Annotated in this window: 17 protein-coding genes; 13 read left to right on the plus strand and 4 right to left on the minus strand. The window is 55.5% G+C overall.

Annotated features, from left to right (window positions below):
* Positions 1 to 11: 11 nt before the first annotated feature.
* Genes ACR0D9_RS18930 through pcaQ form a run of 3 tightly spaced genes read right to left on the minus strand, consistent with a single transcriptional unit; the run spans position 12 to position 1839 of the window.
* Positions 12 to 137: a hypothetical protein gene (locus ACR0D9_RS18930; protein ID WP_480529140.1), complete on the minus strand. Its 126-nt coding sequence runs from the start codon at positions 135 to 137 to the stop codon at positions 12 to 14.
* A gap of 59 nt (positions 138 to 196) precedes the next feature.
* Positions 197 to 853, minus strand: a complete 657-nt coding sequence (locus ACR0D9_RS18935; RefSeq protein ID WP_480539847.1) for a class II aldolase/adducin family protein — start codon at positions 851 to 853, stop codon at positions 197 to 199.
* Positions 854 to 897: 44 nt separating this feature from the next.
* Positions 898 to 1839: a pca operon transcription factor PcaQ gene (pcaQ, locus tag ACR0D9_RS18940; RefSeq protein ID WP_480539848.1), complete on the minus strand. Its 942-nt coding sequence runs from the start codon at positions 1837 to 1839 to the stop codon at positions 898 to 900.
* Positions 1840 to 1936: 97 nt separating this feature from the next.
* On the opposite strand from pcaQ, the gene pobA reads away from it, so the two are divergent.
* The 7 genes from pobA (at position 1937) to ACR0D9_RS18975 (ending at position 7663) form a co-directional block, all read left to right on the plus strand.
* Positions 1937 to 3106, plus strand: coding sequence for a 4-hydroxybenzoate 3-monooxygenase (pobA, locus tag ACR0D9_RS18945; RefSeq protein ID WP_480539850.1), 1170 nt, complete (start codon positions 1937 to 1939; stop codon positions 3104 to 3106).
* The gene (pcaD, locus tag ACR0D9_RS18950; RefSeq protein ID WP_480539852.1) at positions 3106 to 3894 is read left to right on the plus strand and encodes a 3-oxoadipate enol-lactonase; all 789 of its coding nucleotides are present in this window, start codon (positions 3106 to 3108) and stop codon (positions 3892 to 3894) included. The genes pobA and pcaD overlap by 1 nt, the downstream gene beginning before the upstream one ends.
* Positions 3887 to 4264 (plus strand): 4-carboxymuconolactone decarboxylase, encoded by a 378-nt coding sequence (gene pcaC, locus ACR0D9_RS18955; RefSeq protein ID WP_480508248.1) that lies wholly within the window; start codon positions 3887 to 3889, stop codon positions 4262 to 4264. Before pcaD ends, pcaC begins: the two co-directional genes overlap by 8 nt.
* A 52-nt stretch (positions 4265 to 4316) precedes the next feature.
* On the plus strand, positions 4317 to 5045 hold the full coding sequence (gene pcaH, locus ACR0D9_RS18960) for a protocatechuate 3,4-dioxygenase subunit beta (protein ID WP_480508246.1): 729 nt from the start codon (positions 4317 to 4319) through the stop codon (positions 5043 to 5045).
* 2 nt (positions 5046 to 5047) lie between these two features.
* Positions 5048 to 5665: a protocatechuate 3,4-dioxygenase subunit alpha gene (gene pcaG, locus ACR0D9_RS18965; protein WP_480539854.1), complete on the plus strand. Its 618-nt coding sequence runs from the start codon at positions 5048 to 5050 to the stop codon at positions 5663 to 5665.
* Between the two features lie 48 nt (positions 5666 to 5713).
* Entirely contained in the window at positions 5714 to 6535 is an 822-nt protein-coding gene (locus ACR0D9_RS18970) for a 3-oxoadipate:acetyl-CoA acetyltransferase (protein WP_480539856.1), read from the plus strand.
* Between the two features lie 66 nt (positions 6536 to 6601).
* Positions 6602 to 7663 carry a 3-carboxy-cis,cis-muconate cycloisomerase gene (locus ACR0D9_RS18975; RefSeq protein ID WP_480539857.1) on the plus strand — a complete coding sequence of 354 codons (1062 nt, stop codon included), beginning with the start codon at positions 6602 to 6604 and terminating at the stop codon, positions 7661 to 7663.
* Positions 7664 to 8116: 453 nt separating this feature from the next.
* Here ACR0D9_RS18975 and ACR0D9_RS18980 read toward each other — a convergent pair whose 3' ends face one another.
* Positions 8117 to 8899 carry a DeoR/GlpR family DNA-binding transcription regulator gene (locus ACR0D9_RS18980; protein WP_480484626.1) on the minus strand — a complete coding sequence of 261 codons (783 nt, stop codon included), beginning with the start codon at positions 8897 to 8899 and terminating at the stop codon, positions 8117 to 8119.
* 146 nt (positions 8900 to 9045) lie between these two features.
* Here ACR0D9_RS18980 and ACR0D9_RS18985 point away from each other — a divergent pair, with 146 nt between their 5' ends.
* From ACR0D9_RS18985 to ACR0D9_RS19010, 6 genes are all read left to right on the plus strand, one after another.
* The gene (locus tag ACR0D9_RS18985; protein WP_480539859.1) at positions 9046 to 11469 is read left to right on the plus strand and encodes a GcvT family protein; all 2424 of its coding nucleotides are present in this window, start codon (positions 9046 to 9048) and stop codon (positions 11467 to 11469) included.
* A 15-nt stretch (positions 11470 to 11484) separates the two neighbouring features.
* Positions 11485 to 12417, plus strand: coding sequence for a phosphotransferase (locus ACR0D9_RS18990; protein ID WP_480484624.1), 933 nt, complete (start codon positions 11485 to 11487; stop codon positions 12415 to 12417).
* Between the two features lie 724 nt (positions 12418 to 13141).
* Positions 13142 to 13711, plus strand: a complete 570-nt coding sequence (locus ACR0D9_RS18995; RefSeq protein WP_480539861.1) for a helix-turn-helix domain-containing protein — start codon at positions 13142 to 13144, stop codon at positions 13709 to 13711.
* 221 nt (positions 13712 to 13932) lie between these two features.
* On the plus strand, positions 13933 to 15519 hold the full coding sequence (locus tag ACR0D9_RS19000; RefSeq protein WP_480484622.1) for an ABC transporter substrate-binding protein: 1587 nt from the start codon (positions 13933 to 13935) through the stop codon (positions 15517 to 15519).
* 54 nt (positions 15520 to 15573) lie between these two features.
* A complete protein-coding gene (locus ACR0D9_RS19005) occupies positions 15574 to 16515 on the plus strand; it encodes an ABC transporter permease (RefSeq protein ID WP_480484621.1) in 942 nt (313 codons plus the stop codon).
* 104 nt (positions 16516 to 16619) lie between these two features.
* A complete protein-coding gene (locus ACR0D9_RS19010; protein WP_480488785.1) occupies positions 16620 to 17378 on the plus strand; it encodes an ABC transporter permease in 759 nt (252 codons plus the stop codon).
* Positions 17379 to 17384: the final 6 nt, after the last annotated feature.

A 17384-nucleotide genomic window follows, 5' to 3' on the forward strand; every position in this document is an offset into this window, starting at 1 on the left:
GCGGCAATAAATCAATAGGCAGCCGTATCCGCGCGAATGGCCAGATGCGTGACACCAACGCCGACAGGCGAAAACCTCCTGATCACGTCGCGACGTTTTGGAATTGAGCCCAATATACCGCCCCTCAGCGCAGCCATCTTGGCAGTCAGGTCTGTTCAGGCTCATTTTGCTTCTTAGCAGTACCTGCTGCGACGTCCTAGTAGTCGCCCTGAACACCATAAGAAGCGAAACCGGATAGCGTTTCGAAAATCTGTTCATCGGTCAGGATCACCGGACCGAGGGTCAGGGAAAGGTAATATTGACGGGCAATGGTTTCCAGCTCGACTGCGCGCCATATGGCCTTGTCCAGGTCCTCTCCCATGGCAATGGACCCATGATTTCCAAGCAGACAGGCGGTTCGACCTTGCAGCGCTTCGATCGCCAGCTCCGACAGCTCGGGCGTTCCAAAGCGCGCATAGGGTGCGCAGCGAACATTGGGACCGCCGAAGGCCGCGACCATGTAATGCGCTGCCGGGATTTCTTTGTGTGCAATCGCCAGCGCCGTGCAATAGGTCGGATGTGCATGGACCACCGCGCCCATATCGGGGCGGGTCTTGAGAATGTCGAAGTGAAACCGCCATTCGGTCGAAGGTTTGAGCGGGCCATCCCAGGTCCCATACTCTCCATCAAATGGCATTGAGACGATCATCTCGGGGGTCAGCTTGTCATATGGCGTCGCCGAAGGTGTGATCAGCATCCGGTTCTCGTATCGGGCCGAGATATTGCCGGATGTGCCCTGGCTAAGACCGCTGGAATTCAGAAAAAGGCATTTCTCGATAATTGCCTCACGGATTCTGCGTTCCTTGTCATCCATCTTGTGCTCCTGTCCTAGCGCCACCCCGGCAGAATGGACCAGCCTTAGTTATCAGAGGTCGCACCATCAGGCGACAAGCCCAACCTCGCAATTGCATTGTCCAAAGCCAACCCGAAAACCTGCGCCTGAGGTGACAGGACCTGGTCAGGCCGACGCATCAGCCCAACGGGCCCGCGTGTGATCGACGTATCAAACGGCAGCGCCACAAGGTGGCCATCGCTGATTTCATTGGCGACCACCCCCGCCGAGATGATCCAGATCGCCTCGGTCTGCCGGGTATACACCCGCCCGAAAGCACCCGAGACAGTTTCCAGACGATCTTCGATTTCACCAATCCCATGCGCGATCATGAGGCGATCCACCAAGGGCCGAATTGCCGATCCTTCAGGCGGGTAAAGCACTTGCCACTCGGTAATCCGCCTGAGATCGGGGGCTTTCAGCAGCGGGTGATCCGCGCGCACGACAAAGACGACTTTCTCCTCGTAAAGCTGGGTAAAGGAAATGCCCTGCATGGTTTCAGGGCGACCCAACCGCCCGATAACAAGTTCCAGGTCGCCCAGACGAAGACGCTCCATCAAATGGCCATGTGGACCGTCGAAAACGCTCAGTCGGGCATTGCCCGCAAGTTCGGAAAACTCAGTGGCAACGGCTGGCATCAAACGGGCCGCAACCGAAGGCAGCACCCCGACCTGGAGACTGGCTCTGCCCCGCGCCTCGATCTGCTCCACACCAGAAAAGCCTTGCTGCAAAGCGGCCAGCGACATTTCGGCGAAATGCAGAAACACTTCACCCTGCCGTGTCAGAGAAACACCGGACCGGTTACGGGACAACAGCACAGTGCCCAGAATATCCTCAAGCTCCTTAAGCGTCTTGGATATCGCCGGTTGCGTGAGAAACAGCTTCTCTGCCGCAACTTTCAGGCTTTTCTCGCGACATATCTCAATAAAACATTGAATATGCCTAACTTTGATGCGGCGATCTATCATTACTTTCCAATTCCGGCAACTAAGTCCAAGCAGAACTCATTTTACATATCGAGAAATGGCGTTCAATTATTAGATACGCGAAATCAGGAGAGCCAACATGCGCGTTCAGGTCGCGATCATCGGCGGTGGACCTTCAGGTCTTTTGCTCAGCCAGTTGTTGCACCGCAAAGGCATAGACACCATCGTGTTAGAGCGCAAAACCAGAGAATACGTTCTGGGCCGCATTCGCGCCGGCATTCTGGAAACCGGTTTTGTGGAACTGATGCGCGAGGCCGGTGTAGGAGAGCGGATGGACAAGGAGTGTTTTGTCCATGACGGCACAGTGATCTCATACGGCGATAACGAATTCGGCATTAACTTTAAAGAGCTGACCGGCAGCCACGTTGTTGTTTACGGACAAACGGAAGTAACCCGTGATCTGTATGATGCCCGCGATGCGATGGGAGGTAAGATCGCTTTCAACGCCGATTATGTTCAGATTCACGGGGCTGACAGCGATACGCCTTATGTGACGTATCAAGCAGATGGGACCAGACACCGGATTGATTGCGATTTTGTCGCCGGGTGCGACGGGTTTCATGGGGTGTCGCGTCAAACCATCCCGCTGACCGTGCGCCGGGAATATGAAAAGGTCTATCCATTTGGCTGGCTAGGCGTTTTGTCCGAAACACCCCCGGTCCATGACGAACTGATATATGCCGGATCGGAACGCGGTTTTGCGCTTTGTTCCATGCGCAATGAGAACCTCAGCCGGTACTACATTCAATGCTCGCTGTCTGACAGTGCCGATGACTGGACTGATCAAGCCTTCTGGCAGGAACTGAAACGCAGGATCCCCGCGCAATATGCTGAGACACTGATCACCGGGCCATCGGTCGAAAAATCAATTGCGGCGCTGCGGTCTTTCGTGACCGAACCAATGCGCTGGGGCCGTTTGTTCCTGTGTGGGGATGCCGCGCATATCGTGCCCCCCACCGGGGCCAAGGGGCTTAACACAGCGGCAAGCGACATCCACTATCTGCACAACGCACTGCTGCAATTCTATGAAGACCACGACAGCGAAGGCATCGACCGCTATTCCGAAAAAGCGCTGGCCCGGATCTGGAAGGCCGAGCGGTTCAGTTGGTCCACGACCAATCTGTTGCACCGTTTTCCGGAACAGAACGGCTTTGACCTGAAAATGCAGAAGGCTGACATTGATTTCCTGCGCGAAAACAAAGAGGCGCAATCGGTGTTTGCACAAAACTACGTCGGGCTGCCCTACTGATGCAGATTGCGGCGCTGGATAACATTCACCTGCATTGGCGTGAGGATGGCGATCCAGATGGCACGCCTGTGGTGTTTGCCAACTCGCTGGGAACTGACCTGCGCCTTTGGGACAAGGTTGTGCCCTTGCTGCCCAAGGGCCTGCGCCTAATCCGGTTCGATCTGCGTGGTCACGGCCTGTCGGAATGCCCTCAGGCGCTTTACAGCATGGCTGAGCTGGCGGATGACGCCGAGGCTTTGCTTGACCATATCGGGGTTCGCGACACGGTGTTTGTCGGCCTGTCTATTGGCGGGATGATCGGTCAGGCGCTGGCTTCGCGCAGACCGGACCAGATCCGCGCCCTTGTTCTGTCCAACACCGCCACGAAAATGGGGACGGCGCAGATGTGGCGTGACCGGATGGGCGCGATCCGGTCGTCCGGCATCGAGCCTGTGGCAGACGCAATTCTGGACCGTTGGTTTGCGGCGGGTTTCAGGGCAACCGATAACGTGCTGCTTTGGCGCAACATGCTGGTGCGTACCCCTGTTTCTGGGTACCTGGGATGTTGCAACGCCATTGCAAATGCTGATCTTGAATCCATGACCCGGACGCTGCGATTGCCGGTTCTGGCCATCGCCGGATCAGATGACCGCGCCTGCCCGCCCGAACTGGTCCGGCAGACCTGTGCTATGATCCCCGGAGCGCACTATGTCGAGATACCCAACACCGGGCACCTGCCATGCGTGGAAGCCCCCGCCACCTATGCTGAACACTTGTCCGCCTTCCTGATGGAGAACCGCAATGAGTGACAAATACGAGTCCGGTATGCGAGTGCGCCGCAGAATTCTGGGCGACGCCCATGTGGATCGCGCCGAAGACGCCAAGTCTGATCTGGACGGTCCATTTCAGACGCTTATCACCGAAGGCGCGTGGGGCACCGTCTGGGCCTCGGACGGGATCAGTGACCGAGAAAGATCCATGCTGACGCTGGCTTTGCTTGCTGCGTTGGGAAATTTCGAAGAAATCCCGATGCATATCCGCGCCACAGTCCGTACCGGCGCCAGCAAGCAGGATGTACTTGAAGCGTTTCAGCACGTCGCAATTTACGCGGGCGTGCCACGCGCCAATCAGGCCCTCAAACTGGCAAAACTGACCTATGATCAAATGGAACAGGACTGAATGGGAAACGCGCAGAAACCCGAGTCAGACAAAAAGGAAGTGTGATCCGACAATGTTGAAACAAGGTGATTTCTACCAGCGTGACCGCGAGTGGCACCCACCTGCGCTGACACCCGACTACAAGACCAGCGTGACCCGTTCACCGCAATATTCGCTGATCTCGCTGCAAAACTCAATCAGTGAGGTCACCGGCCCGGTTTTTGGCGACAACGATGTTGACCCTCTGGATAACGACCTGATCTCGAACTATGCGCAACCCGGAAAAAGCCCGATTGGCGAGCGTATCATTCTACACGGCAGGGTGCTGGATGAAAACGGACGCGCGGTGCCAAACACGTTGGTGGAGATCTGGCAGGCGAATGCAGGTGGGCGCTATCGTCACAAGAAAGATACCTATCTGGCACCGATCGATCCCAATTTCGGTGGTTGCGGCCGCACCCTGACAGATGAAAACGGGTATTATTTCTTCCGCACCGTAAAACCCGGGGCCTACCCCTGGCGCAATTGGGTGAACAGCTGGCGTCCCGCCCATATCCACATGTCGATATTCGGAACAGGTTTTGCGCAACGCCTGATCACACAATGCTATTTCGAAGGCGACCCGCTGATCGACAGGTGTCCGATCGTGAAAACTATTCCTGACGCCGATGCGATCAGCCGCCTGATTTCGCGGCTCGACATGAATTCAACGATCCCACTGGATACCATCGCCTATAAATTCGACGTGGTTTTGCGCGGTCGGCGCTCGACCCTGTTTGAAAACCGTCTGGAGGGGAACTGAAGATGCAACAGCTTAATTATCTGAAGGAAACCCCCTCGCAAACAGCTGGGCCTTACGTCCATATCGGCCTGGCACCCGGGGCCGCCGGATTCGAAATCTACAGGCAGGAATTGGGCTGGGACATAGCCGGACCAAATGCCGAGGGTGAGCGTATCAGGGTCGAAGGGCTGGTCGTGGACGGGGCAGGATCGCCCATCAAGGATGTTTTGCTTGAGGCTTGGCAGGCAAATGCCAGGGGCGTCTATGCCCATCCTGAGGGCGGCGGCGATGTCGAAGACGGCTTTCGCGGCTGGGGACGCGTCATCACCAACTTTGAAACCGGCGAATGGGCGTTCGACACAGTCAAACCCGGTCCGACACCGGGACGAAACGTGGGCCAGCAAGCGCCTCATATCAACCTTTGGGTTGTTGCCCGGGGTATCAATGTCGGCCTGAATACGCGTATCTATTTCGAGGACGAGGCAGAGGCCAATAGCAAGGACCCGGTCCTTAATCTCATCGAATGGGAACGCCGCCGCGCAACGCTGCTGGCCAGACGCACCAATCGGGACGGTCAAGTTGTCTATCGCTTCGATATCAAGATACAAGGCGAAGATGAGACCGTCTTTTTTGATATCTGATTACTTGGTGCTGCCTTGCCAAGGCGGCACTTAATTCAGGAAGTCACCATGACCAAACCCTGCATCATTTGCGTGGCCATCACTGGTTCCCTGCCCACCAAAAAGAACAACCCCGCGGTGCCGATCTCGGTTGCGGAACAGGTCGAAAGCACGCAAGAGGCGTTCGAGGCCGGGGCCAGCATTGTCCACGCCCATGTTCGCAACGATGATCAGACACCCAGCAGCGACCCCGAGAAATTCGCCCTCCTCAAAGAGGGTTTGCAAAAACACTGCCCCGGAATGATTATCCAGTTCTCTACCGGTGGGCGGTCAGGCGCCGGTCAGGCAAGGGGCGGAATGCTGCCCCTGTCACCTGACATGGCTTCGCTGTCTGTTGGGTCGAACAACTTTCCCACCCGGGTTTATGAAAATCCACCCGACCTGGTGGACTGGCTATCAGCCGAGATGCAAAAATACAAAGTTACACCCGAGATCGAGGCGTTTGACCTGTCCCACATCCTGCAAGCGATCAGATTGCACAAGGAAGGCAAGCTTTATGGCAAGCTGTATGTTCAGTTTGTCATGGGTGTCAAAAACGCGATGCCGGTCGACAGGGCCGTATTCGACTTTTACGTGAAGTCCATGCAGGATCGCGCACCGGATGCTGAATGGTGTGCTGCCGGGATCGGTCCAAACCAGATTGTGGTAAATGAATGGGCCATTGCTGCGGGTGGGCACACGCGAACAGGTCTGGAAGACAATGTCCGGCTGGACCGGATTACACTTGCGCCTTCGAATGCTGCGCTGGTCAATCGCGTGACCGAGCTATGTGCAAAGCACGAACGTCCGGTCGCAACATGGCAACAGGCCCGCGAAATTTTGGCTCTTTGAGCGCAAGGAGAATTGGCGCCATGACGATTGATATCCGCCCTCTTCCGTTCAAAGGCCACAAATAGGATGGAACAGCTTTCCACTCATCCCTGGCTCAGCGGGCTGTTTGAGGACCCACAGACCTCAGAGTTGCTGGGTGCAGAGGCTCAGCTGCGACACATGCTGGCCGTCGAGGCCGCATATTCAGAGGCTTTGGCGGCGGTCGGCACCGTACCAGCAGAGGTGGTGGATACCGCGGCAAAACTTATCCGACAACACCGTCCCGACATGCAGGCGCTGCGCGACGGGACGGCATTGGATGGCGTGGTGGTGCCCGCGCTGGTGCGGTCGCTCAAAGCGGCATTGCCTGATCATTGCCACGTGGCGCTGCATAAGGGGATGACGTCGCAGGATGTTGTCGACACCGCTCTGGTCATGTCAATCAAGGACATTCTGGAGGTGTTTTCGGCCCGCCTTTCAAACCTGATAGATGCGCTTGTGGCGCTGGAACAGGCACATGGCGAACGCGTGATGACGGGGCGAACCCGAATGCAGGCGGCATTGCAGATTACAGTTGCCACGCGCCTGCAAAACTGGCGGTTGCCATTGGCCGATCACCAGAAACGCCTGACCGAATTGCAACCCAGATTGCTTGTGCTGCAACTTGGCGGCGCCGTTGGCGACCGCGCCGGGATGCACGGGTCCGGACAGGTAATCGCAGATCATGTGGCCCGTGGGCTTGGCCTGGCCAGCTGCGATGCAAACTGGCATACCCGCCGGGACAATCTTGCAGAGTTTGCCTCATGGCTTTCATTGATAACCGGATCGCTGGGAAAGATCGGTCAGGACGTGTCGCTCATGGCCCAGCAGGGGGTGGACGAGGTTTCGCTGGCAGGTGGCGGCGGATCTTCGGCGATGCCTCACAAGCGCAACCCGGTCCGCGCGGAACTGCTGGTCGCACTTGCTCGTTTCAACGCAACCCAACTTTCGGGCATGCATCAGGCGCTGGTGCACGAGCAGGAACGTTCCGGCGTTGCCTGGACGCTGGAATGGATGATCCTGCCCCAGATGATCCTGGCAACGGGGCAGGCTCTGATCAGCTGTGGTACGTTAGTGCAACAGATCGAACGGATAGGCATGGTGGAGTGACTGCACTGGCCTCTGAGCCCGACGTTATTCAGGCGCGACACTGACTTGGCGTCGCAGGTTGTGTCACTTGTTTCCCATCGTGTTTCCTCCGTTTTCCCAATCCCAACGACGGGCCACTTCAGTAGCGAAGGATCAGTGACGGTGCGAGCAACCTAAAGTCGCCGAAGAACCGAGAACAGGCGGCGTTCCTGATCAAGGTGATGGCCGAGGATCGCCCTGACGATCTGTCGCTGGCCTATTTCACGGCCAAGGAAGTCAGCCTACGCTGGACGGAACATATCGGAATTTCGTTGACGCGGATATCAGGACAGCTGCCATTTTGGAGTGCCGGAGTATGTCAGATGTCGCCGACAATATTGATGCGGCCCACGCGTTATGCAAGCGACGCAATCCCGCCACTCCACACAGCTTTGTGGTAAATAATAGGAAAAAACGTCCGTTCCCAAAGGCCAATCACTCATCAAAAGCTTGAAACTGATCTGCAGCGATTACTGTCTTTGCCTGACCTATGACGCCTTCGAATTTTGGCGCAGGCTTCCGCTCGGTTATCAGGAAGTCACTTGCCGAAAGAGCCGGAAGACGCAAGGCTGGTTTGGGTTCGGATGCCTGGAACTTGGTCGAGTCAACTGCCATGAAACATCGTTCACTGATCGCCTTCATTGCGACCGCAATATCGACTTCGCATTGTTCGAACACCAAAAAACCCTGTTTCGGATCCACACGTGACGCCGACAGGATTGAGTACTCCACCGACATATTTGCAATAACGTCAAAGGCCGCGCGGTCGAACGCTGCCCCGTCATGATTTCGAAGCTGTGTGCCCGCCATAAAGACCCGGTTGCCGTTCCCCATGGCCAAAGTTGTTGCGATGAACGCTGAATTCGTCACCACGGTAAGATCTCTGCGCGCCTTGAGGGCTTGGGCCACAAAACCCGACGTAGATCCCGTATCGATAGCAATGGACGCGTTATCTGGTACAAGGTTCAATATTGACTTGGCAATGGCGACTTTCGCTGCGCGGTTGGTTGTCATACGCGCGATGAAAGGGGGATCCAGAACCTTTTGGGTGCTGATCAACGCGCCGTGAACCTTGTCGATTTGCCCCGCATCCACCAACGGCTTTACAATTCGACGGATTGTCTGATCGGAAACGTTAAGCCTCTGCGCCAGGTCCATGACCGAGATTCGGCCATGCATGTTAACCGCGCTCAGGATGTCCTTTTCGTATTTTGACATTCAGTCACTCGGATGTTGGACTTTAACAGGATAAATTGTAGTTACCCCCTTAAATCAACAGATTTCAACACTATTGTTTAATTTTTGTTGATTTATATTGGCCGATACGGTGATCTGGCACCCAATTTGTCGACAGGGGCGAGGCCATGACAACCCATTCTGCAAAACACCTTATTATTGGCGGCGGCATCATCGGATGCTCAATCGCTTATCATCTGGCCCAGGCAGGTGAGACGGATGTCGTCCTTCTGGAAAAGGCATCTCTGACAGAGGGGGCAACATGGCACGCTGCCGGGCTGGTTGGGCAATTGCGATCTTCCCGCAATACAACCCGGATGCTGAAACGTTCGGTCGCGCTCTATGACCGGCTGGCCGACGAGACTGGTATGGAATTCGACTGGAAGAAAGTCGGCAGCTTGCGGCTGGCGGCAACCAAGGAACGGTTGCTGGAGGCAAAACGCTTGGCAACGATGGCACGCAGTTTTGACCTGGAGATGGAAATCATCTCACCAGCCGAAGCGAAAGCCCTGTTTCCCTATATCGATGCCGACGGGTTAGAGGGGGCCGCCTTTATTCCGTCGGACGGCCACGTTGACCCCGCTGGCCTGTGTCTGGCGATTGCAGCCGGTGCGCGTAACCACGGCGCACAGATCAGGCAGGGGGTGAAGGTTGAGGATTTCGAAATCCGCAATGGTCGCATAACCAAAGTGATGACAACCAACGGCGACTATGAGGCGGAAACCGTTGTGCTGGCCTCGGGCATGTGGAGCCGTGAACTGGCGGCAAAACTGGGCGTCGTGGTGCCAGCCTGCGCTGTCGAGCACCAATATGTCGTAACAGAACCGTTGCCAGAGCCGGAGTTGGTCAAGGGCCTGCCCACGCTGCGCGACCCTGAGCGTCTGGTCTATTACAAGCCCGATGCTGGCGGGCGTCTGGTCATCGGAGGTTACGAAGACGACACATTGCCATTTGGAGAACGGGGCATTCCCGGAGAGTTCGTGCGCCAGTTGCTACCGGACAATCTTGACCGTTTCGCGCCGCTGGCTGAACTTGCCGGTGTCGTCACGCCTGTCGTGAACCAGGTCGGCATCCGGCAAATCATCAATGGACCAATCCCCTACTCCGCCGATGGTGATTTTGTCATGGGCTGGGCCCCTGAGGTTAAAAACCTGATGCTCTCGACCGGGTTCCTCTACGGTATTGCGGCTGGCGGGGGCGCGGGGGAAATGATCGCGGAATGGATTCTGAACGGGCGTCCAAGCCTGGATCTTTGGCCATTGGACGTGCGGCGGTTTAGCCCACATCATGCGACCAAGGCCTTTATGTATCCCCGAGCCGTCGAACATTACGCACATCACTACAAGATGCGCTATCCGGGCCAGGAGGCCGAGACCGCACGTAATTTGCGCTTGTCTCCACTATATAACCGATTGAAAGAACACGGGGCGGTTTATGGATCGAAGAACGGGTGGGAACGGCCTTTGTGGTTTGCCCCAGCTGGGGTCGCCCCAGTGGATCAGCTCGATTTCCTCAATCCCGGTTGGCATGTCTTCGCGGCCGAAGAACACCGCGCTGCCCGCGAAAGTGTCGTTCTGATCGACCAGTCGAGCTTTTCCAAGTTCGAGCTGATCGGCTCTGGCGCGTTGGGTGTGTTGCAACACCTAGCGGTCTCAAACATGGACAAGCCGGATGGCAGCGTAATCTATACCCAACTTTGTAACGACAAAGGCGGCGTCGAGGCGGATGTCACCATCACCCGCCTGGGGCGCGACCATTTCTATATCGTGACCGGCGCTGGATTCGGGGTTCACGATTCCGACTGGATCCGACGTCATCTGCCGGAAGACGGATCAGCACATTTAATCGAGGTTACCTCTTCCCGCGCGGTGATCAACATGTGCGGGCCAAAAGCGCGCGACGTCCTGCAGACGGTAACCGAAGAGGATATCTCAAACGCTGCGTTTCCCTTTGCAACAGCGCGCGACATTACAGTCGGAGCAGCAAGAGTGCGTGCAGTGCGCATAGGCTATACCGGCGAGTTGGGCTGGGAACTGCACATCCCAACCGAATTTGCACTTCATGTCTATGATCAGCTTTGGAAGGCCGGGCACGCCCATGGCATCCGCGATATCGGCTACCGGGCCATTGACTCGCTGCGCCTGGAAAAGGGGTATCTTTACTGGAGCACCGACATCACCCCGGACTATACACCTGTAGAAGCGGGCCTGGGCTCTCGCGTCCACCTGAAATCGAAGGAAAGTTTCCTAGGGCGCGATGTGCTGGAGGACCAGAAATCCAATGGCACGGCACAGATACTCTGTACCTTCGTGACCGAAGAAAAACTGCCGATGACCGGGGGAGAAACCATCCTGCACAATGGCGTAACCGTTTCGCGCGCCAGCAGCGGTGGTTATGGGTACCACGTCGGGAAAACGATCATCTACGGCTATCTTCCGGTGGCGATGACGGACCAGACGGAATTCGAACTCGAACTGTTCGGTGACCGCAAACAAATCTGCCGGGTGGACGGGCCTCTGTTCGACCCGGCCAATGAACGGCTAAAAGCCTGAGGGGGAGGGCAGAAAATGACTGACGGAAACACTGACCGTGTCCTGAGTGAACTTCGCAACCTGAAAGGCTTTGAGGACACCTCAGCACAAAACAGCGAAATCAAGCGGCTGGGTGGGTTGACCAACCTGGTCTACAGAGTGGAAACCTGCGGACACACCATGATCGTTCGCATCCCCGGAGACGGCACCGCGGATTATATCGATCGTGGCGTTGAGATTCACAATGCCAAGGTCGCAGCCGAAGCTGGTATCGGTCCCGCTGTGCTTTGGGCGGATGCAGATACCGGTGTGATGATCAGTGACTGCATTGACGATATCGTCACCATGACACCCGAGCTTTTCGCGACGCGCACCGGAGCGGCTGCGCGTGCCGGGCATGCCCTGCGGCAACTACACGAGTCACCCCGCCCTTTCGAGTTCCGGTTCGAACTTTTTTCGATGATCGATGAATATCTGAAAGTCCTGGCAACAAAGGATATTTCCCTGCCCGAAGGCTATACTGAAATCGTCGCCGAAGCGGCGCCGATCAAACAGCTGCTGCAAGACAAGCCGGGCGCGCTGGTTCCCAGCCATTGCGATCCGCTTTGCGAGAACTTTCTCGACAACGGTGACCGTATGTGGATCGTGGATTTCGAATATTCCGGGATGAATGATGCTCTTTGGGACCTCGGCGATTTATCAGTCGAAGCAGGGCTGACCGAGAAGCAGGAAATCGAAATGCTGACCTCCTATTTTGGCGCGGCACCAACAGCGGCTCAATTCGGGCGAATGGTGATCTACAAGGCGATGTGCGATCTTCTGTGGACACTCTGGGGCTTGATCCAACATGCTGATGATAACCCGGCCGAAGATTTCTGGGCCTATGCTACGGGTCGGTTCGACAGGTGCAAGGCACTGATGTTCAATCCTGCTTTCGCAGCCCATGTTCAGGCAGTTGCGAACGAATAGTGCAGATGGATAAGTTGCGATCTCTTGATGAATGACTGGCATGTGGAAATGAAAAATGGTTCGGACAAATGGGATTCGAACAGGTTTCACGGTAGGCTCTTTGAGGGGCCGCAACGTCCCCAAAACGGCAGTTAAAATGCTGTGCTGTTCTACCTGAGGCACAGTTTCCTGTCGTGATCGAACAGATATCATAGCTGAATGCGGTCCGAGAGTTGATCTGGCGACCTCAACATACGGGTTGCGATTTTCCACCGTTGGTCTTTGCACGGGGCACATTTGAAGGAACGCTAAGTGCAGATTTCCTGGCGCTTGGGCCAAACGTATATCAACGCAACAGGTACGCGGGCGTTTCTACGCCCCTTCTTGAATGATGGCGTCAAAATCACTGATTTCCTTCTGTGCGCGCGGTGAAGTAAGTCGACTGCAACAAGGTCCCCTGTCAGATCTGAGTCTGTCATAGCGGCGGGCTGATTTGGCTAGGTTCCTCACACGTGTTCGCCAAGACAACGCCTCTCATTCAGAAACTTGTAGCGACACGAAGGACCGAACCAAATTTGCTTTTCAGGGTCAAAAACGCTTTTAGTAGAAACTTAGCCAATGATAACCGTACCGGTTATGAAGTTCGCCTAGGTAAGCGAATCGCTGTCCCCTTCGGACACTGGTACAGGATTTGCTGAAACAAGGCCTTTGAGAGCTGTCGAGCTCTACCACTAGAGAAGAAATAATGGATCAGAAAAATCACCCGTCTCAACTGGGGAAAGCAATTCGACGCCGCCGGAAAGCGCTTGGCAAAACACTTGTCGAAGTTGCGGTTGAAGCTGATTTGACGACAGGGTTCATATCGCAGGTTGAACGCGGCATCAGTGCCCCGTCCCTGTCTTCGCTTATGGCAATTGCTGCATCTTTGAAGACCAGCATTGAACAGCTAGTCAGCGTTCCCGAGGAGTACACCGAATACGTTCGCAAAGATCGACGTCAAACCTATGCTTTGGGAGTCAACGGGCGGTTCTATGAAAAGTTGGGTCCGGGGTTTTCGGGCGCGCTTTTGTATCCTTGTATTGTTCATCGCCCTGCGGGTCACATGTCCGAGAAAATGTGTCACGAAGGCGAGACCTTTTGTTATCTGATTTCGGGTCAGTTGGAATATCATCTGGGTGACGAAGTCCACATCATGTCGAGCGGTGACACGATACATCACGACGCGTCCAAGCCGCATTATTCGATCGTTCTAGGAGATACCGAAGCGGTTGAATTGTGGGTGGATACGACGCCGATCAAAAATACGTCCAAGTAATCGCACCGGCTGAACAGCTCACCGAAAGTTCTCCGAATTCTATCGCGGGGCCGCACTTGAAAGTGCTGCCCCGAACGTTGTGGCGCGCCCTGAAATTCTCAATCAATGCTCCTGTGAGCGCAATACACAATTTACACATTACTAAAAAAAGTTTTAGCAGCAATGAAATTAATGTATAACACCTTCACGCGATGGAGAATCGCTTTGGGAGGAACTCATCAATGAAACGTAATTTGATGGCAGCGACTGCCGTCGTGGCCACTGCAATGGCCCTACCTTTGTTTGCACAAGAGCGTGGTGGCATTCTGAATTTCGCCAGATATGACGGATCAAACCTGATTGACCCTATTTATGCAGATCGAAACCCTGACATCTGGATGGTTGGCAGCCTTTTCGACACGCTTTTGCGCCCCAGTGAAGATGGGAACTCTGTCATCCCAGGACTGGCCGAAGAATACAGTATCTCCGACGATGGACAGTCTGTATCGCTTACCTTGCGCAGCGGCGTCTCGTTTTCGGATGGAACACCTTTGACCGGAGAAGACGTTGTCTTTTCGCTGGATCGCGCCCGCAATCCCGATCTGAGCCCATGGGCTGGGCTTCTCGGATCCATCGACAATGTAAGCGCGGAAGGAAACGTCATCTCGATCAGCCTGAAAGCGGCTGACCCGACAATCCTCTCTATGCTTGCCACTTTCACAACCGGCATTGTCTCCAAAGCCGTCTTTGAGGCGGCCGAAGGTTCAACAGACCAGGAAAAGTCCGCCGCAATCTTTGCAGCCAAAGGCCCCGGTGTCGGGTCCGGCCCCTTCTATCTGTGTGGATTTGAGCAGGGAACTTCCATGGAGTTCTGTGCCAACAAGAATTATTGGCGCAAAGGATCCGACGGCAAAGCGCTGCCCTACCTGGACGGCGTGCATTTCGAGATCATTCCCGATGACGCAACCCGGATTCTGAAGCTTCAGGCCGGTGAGGTGGATGCCGCCGAGTTCATTCCCTTTTCACGTGTGCCGGAGCTTGAAGCTGACCAAGCGATCAACATGAACCTCTATCCGTCCACACGGATCATATATTCGCCGATCAACACGCGTGAAACCCGTGCTGACGGATCGCCTAACCCGTTGTCAGACGCTCGGGTTCGGCAGGCACTCAACTATGCCACCAACAAAGAGGCACTGATCGGGCTTGTGCTGCAAGGCGCCGGCAAGCCAATGACGTCGCCTTTGATGGCGGCGGCGACCCAACTTTCCGCAAATCTTGATCCGTTGTATGCCTACGACCTTGACAAGGCGAAAGCCCTGATCGCCGAGGCCGGCGTAGCGCCAGGAACCGAAATCACCTTTACGACTTTGGCTGGCTCTGCGGATGACAGCACAATATTTGCGGCTCTTCAGCAAATGTGGGCTCCGTTGGGGATAAACCTGTCAGTCGAACAGGTGGATGGACCGACACGTGGCGCCAAGAACCGCTCGGGTGAGTTTGACATCCACACCTATGGCTGGGTGAACGACGTAAACGACCCCAGCCAGGTCGTGGGCTGGTTGGGTCATACACCTACGGCCAATGCGGTCGGTACTGGTTGGGAAAATGCGGAATTTAACGCTCTGTTTGAAGCTTCGGCAACCGAAATCGACGCCGAAAAAAGAGCGGCCCAGTATGCTGAAATGCAGGAAATATATGCAGATGCTGCTCCCTTGCTTTTCATGTATGAGACGCCTTTTGCGGTGGCCGTTTCGACCAGCGTGGACGGTTACGTTCAGACACCACTGGGAAATAACGTCTTCGATCAGGCGACCGTCAGCCGCTGATCGCTTATATGCCGCCGGCAGTACCTGCCGGCGGTTCTTTTGACGGAGGCCTTGATGGCAACCCTTCAATACACGTTCAAACGCTTGCTGTTGATGATCCCGACATTCATCCTCGTTATGATCATTATCTTTGTTCTGGTTCGTCTCTTGCCGGGGGACCCGGCCATCGCCATCGCAGGAGATCGGGCATCGGATGCGGATCTTGCTGCTATCCGCGAACGGTTGGGACTGAACGAGCCGCTTTTGGTACAGTTCTGGCTGTTTCTGACAAATACGCTGCAAGGCGATTTGGGCCGGTCAATCCTGATGCGCGCACCGGTAACTGAAGTCATCATCAACCGACTTCCGACCACGGCTTTTCTGACGATCTATGCTGTCCTCATGTCTTTGTTGATTGCAGGACCACTGGCGTTTGTTGCAGCTCTGAACCGCGGACGGTGGCCCGACGCAGTGATCCGCACGGTTTTCCAGGTGGGGTTGTCGATGCCTGTGTTTTACATCGGTCTGATTCTGCTAACCTTTCTTGCCGCACAGCTCAGGTGGTTTCCAGTCGGCGGCTACGGCGACACCTTTGGCGACAGGCTATATCATCTGTTCCTGCCTGCCGTAGCGGTGGCGTTATATACGTCGGCGATCATCATGCGAAATCTGCGTGCTGCAATCATCGAGGTTCTGGATGCTGAATACGTTCAGTTTGCCCGAGCCAAGGGTTTGCCTGACAGGCTGATTTTGGGACGCCATGTGCTGCGTAACGCGCTGATTTCGACCGTTACACTTTTGGGTCTGTCCATCGGCAACCTCATGAGCGGAACACTGGTTACCGAAACAGTTTTTGCCGTGCCTGGTGTCGGACGCTTGATGCTTGAGGCGATTTTCGCGCGCGACTACCCGCTTATCCAGGGATTGACGTTGACCTTTGCCGTTCTGGTCTCGGTCGTATTCCTGCTTACGGACCTGTTTCAAAGCTCGTTGGACCCGAGGATGCGATTGACATGACCAACACTGCCACTTCTCCTGTTGGGGCGGGTGAGCCGCCAAGGACGCGCATGCCAGCGGCGCTACGAAAACCGGGTTTCATAATAGGCCTTTGCATCATTGGAATGTCGACTTTGCTTGCGATCATGCCAAATGCTTTCGCCCCCTATGATCCCAATTTCATTGATTATAACGCGGTTCGCCAGCCACCAAGCTGGGCCCATCCCTTCGGCACCGACCTGCTGGGGCGCGACAGTCTGAGCCGCGTTATTTCAGCCTATTCGGTAAACATGCAGATGGCTGTCCTTGCCACAGTCTTTGCCCTGATCATTGGCGTCGTGATTGGCGCGCTTGTCGGCTACTACCGCGGAATTGCCGATATGATCTTCGGGCGTGTTGTAGACGCGATCATCACGTTCCCATTTCTGGTTCTTGTTATCGCGGTCGTCGCCGTGCTTGGGCCGGGTTTGGTCAATATGTACATTGCGATAACGGTTGTTGGTTGGGTCTACTATGCCCGGTTAATGCGGGCCGAGGTCATCGCGCAGATGGGAAACGACTATGCTGCTGCTGGCATCGTCATGGGATACTCTGACAGGCGCATTATCTTTCGCCACCTTCTGCCGAACGCGATCACGCCGGTTATCGTTTACTGGATGACGGACATGGCACTGGCAATTCTGCTGGGTTCGTCGCTGGGTTATCTGGGTCTTGGCGCACAGCCACCGCAGGCGGAATGGGGTGTCCTGATCGCGGAAGGACGCAATTTTATCACAACGGCCTGGTGGTTGAGCCTGATGCCCGGCATCGCGATCGTTATCACAGGTCTTGGATTTTCCCTTGTTGGCGATGGGTTAGCAGACCTGCTCAGGCCACGTGGGTAAGGAGTT

Source organism: Ruegeria sp. AK11, from assembly GCF_056541095.1.

What these genes read in the sequence shown, in the direction of transcription:
- ACR0D9_RS18930 (WP_480529140.1), bottom strand. Translation starts at nt 137, where the DNA reads ATGGCTGCGCTGAGGGGCGGTATATTGGGCTCAATTCCAAAACGTCGC.
- ACR0D9_RS18935 (WP_480539847.1), bottom strand. Translation starts at nt 853, where the DNA reads ATGGATGACAAGGAACGCAGAATCCGTGAGGCAATTATCGAGAAATGC.
- pcaQ (WP_480539848.1), bottom strand. Translation starts at nt 1,839, where the DNA reads ATGATAGATCGCCGCATCAAAGTTAGGCATATTCAATGTTTTATTGAG.
- pobA (WP_480539850.1), top strand. Translation starts at nt 1,937, where the DNA reads ATGCGCGTTCAGGTCGCGATCATCGGCGGTGGACCTTCAGGTCTTTTG.
- pcaD (WP_480539852.1), top strand. Translation starts at nt 3,106, where the DNA reads ATGCAGATTGCGGCGCTGGATAACATTCACCTGCATTGGCGTGAGGAT.
- pcaC (WP_480508248.1), top strand. Translation starts at nt 3,887, where the DNA reads ATGAGTGACAAATACGAGTCCGGTATGCGAGTGCGCCGCAGAATTCTG.
- pcaH (WP_480508246.1), top strand. Translation starts at nt 4,317, where the DNA reads ATGTTGAAACAAGGTGATTTCTACCAGCGTGACCGCGAGTGGCACCCA.
- pcaG (WP_480539854.1), top strand. Translation starts at nt 5,048, where the DNA reads ATGCAACAGCTTAATTATCTGAAGGAAACCCCCTCGCAAACAGCTGGG.
- ACR0D9_RS18970 (WP_480539856.1), top strand. Translation starts at nt 5,714, where the DNA reads ATGACCAAACCCTGCATCATTTGCGTGGCCATCACTGGTTCCCTGCCC.
- ACR0D9_RS18975 (WP_480539857.1), top strand. Translation starts at nt 6,602, where the DNA reads ATGGAACAGCTTTCCACTCATCCCTGGCTCAGCGGGCTGTTTGAGGAC.
- ACR0D9_RS18980 (WP_480484626.1), bottom strand. Translation starts at nt 8,899, where the DNA reads ATGTCAAAATACGAAAAGGACATCCTGAGCGCGGTTAACATGCATGGC.
- ACR0D9_RS18985 (WP_480539859.1), top strand. Translation starts at nt 9,046, where the DNA reads ATGACAACCCATTCTGCAAAACACCTTATTATTGGCGGCGGCATCATC.
- ACR0D9_RS18990 (WP_480484624.1), top strand. Translation starts at nt 11,485, where the DNA reads ATGACTGACGGAAACACTGACCGTGTCCTGAGTGAACTTCGCAACCTG.
- ACR0D9_RS18995 (WP_480539861.1), top strand. Translation starts at nt 13,142, where the DNA reads ATGGATCAGAAAAATCACCCGTCTCAACTGGGGAAAGCAATTCGACGC.
- ACR0D9_RS19000 (WP_480484622.1), top strand. Translation starts at nt 13,933, where the DNA reads ATGAAACGTAATTTGATGGCAGCGACTGCCGTCGTGGCCACTGCAATG.
- ACR0D9_RS19005 (WP_480484621.1), top strand. Translation starts at nt 15,574, where the DNA reads ATGGCAACCCTTCAATACACGTTCAAACGCTTGCTGTTGATGATCCCG.
- ACR0D9_RS19010 (WP_480488785.1), top strand. Translation starts at nt 16,620, where the DNA reads ATGTCGACTTTGCTTGCGATCATGCCAAATGCTTTCGCCCCCTATGAT.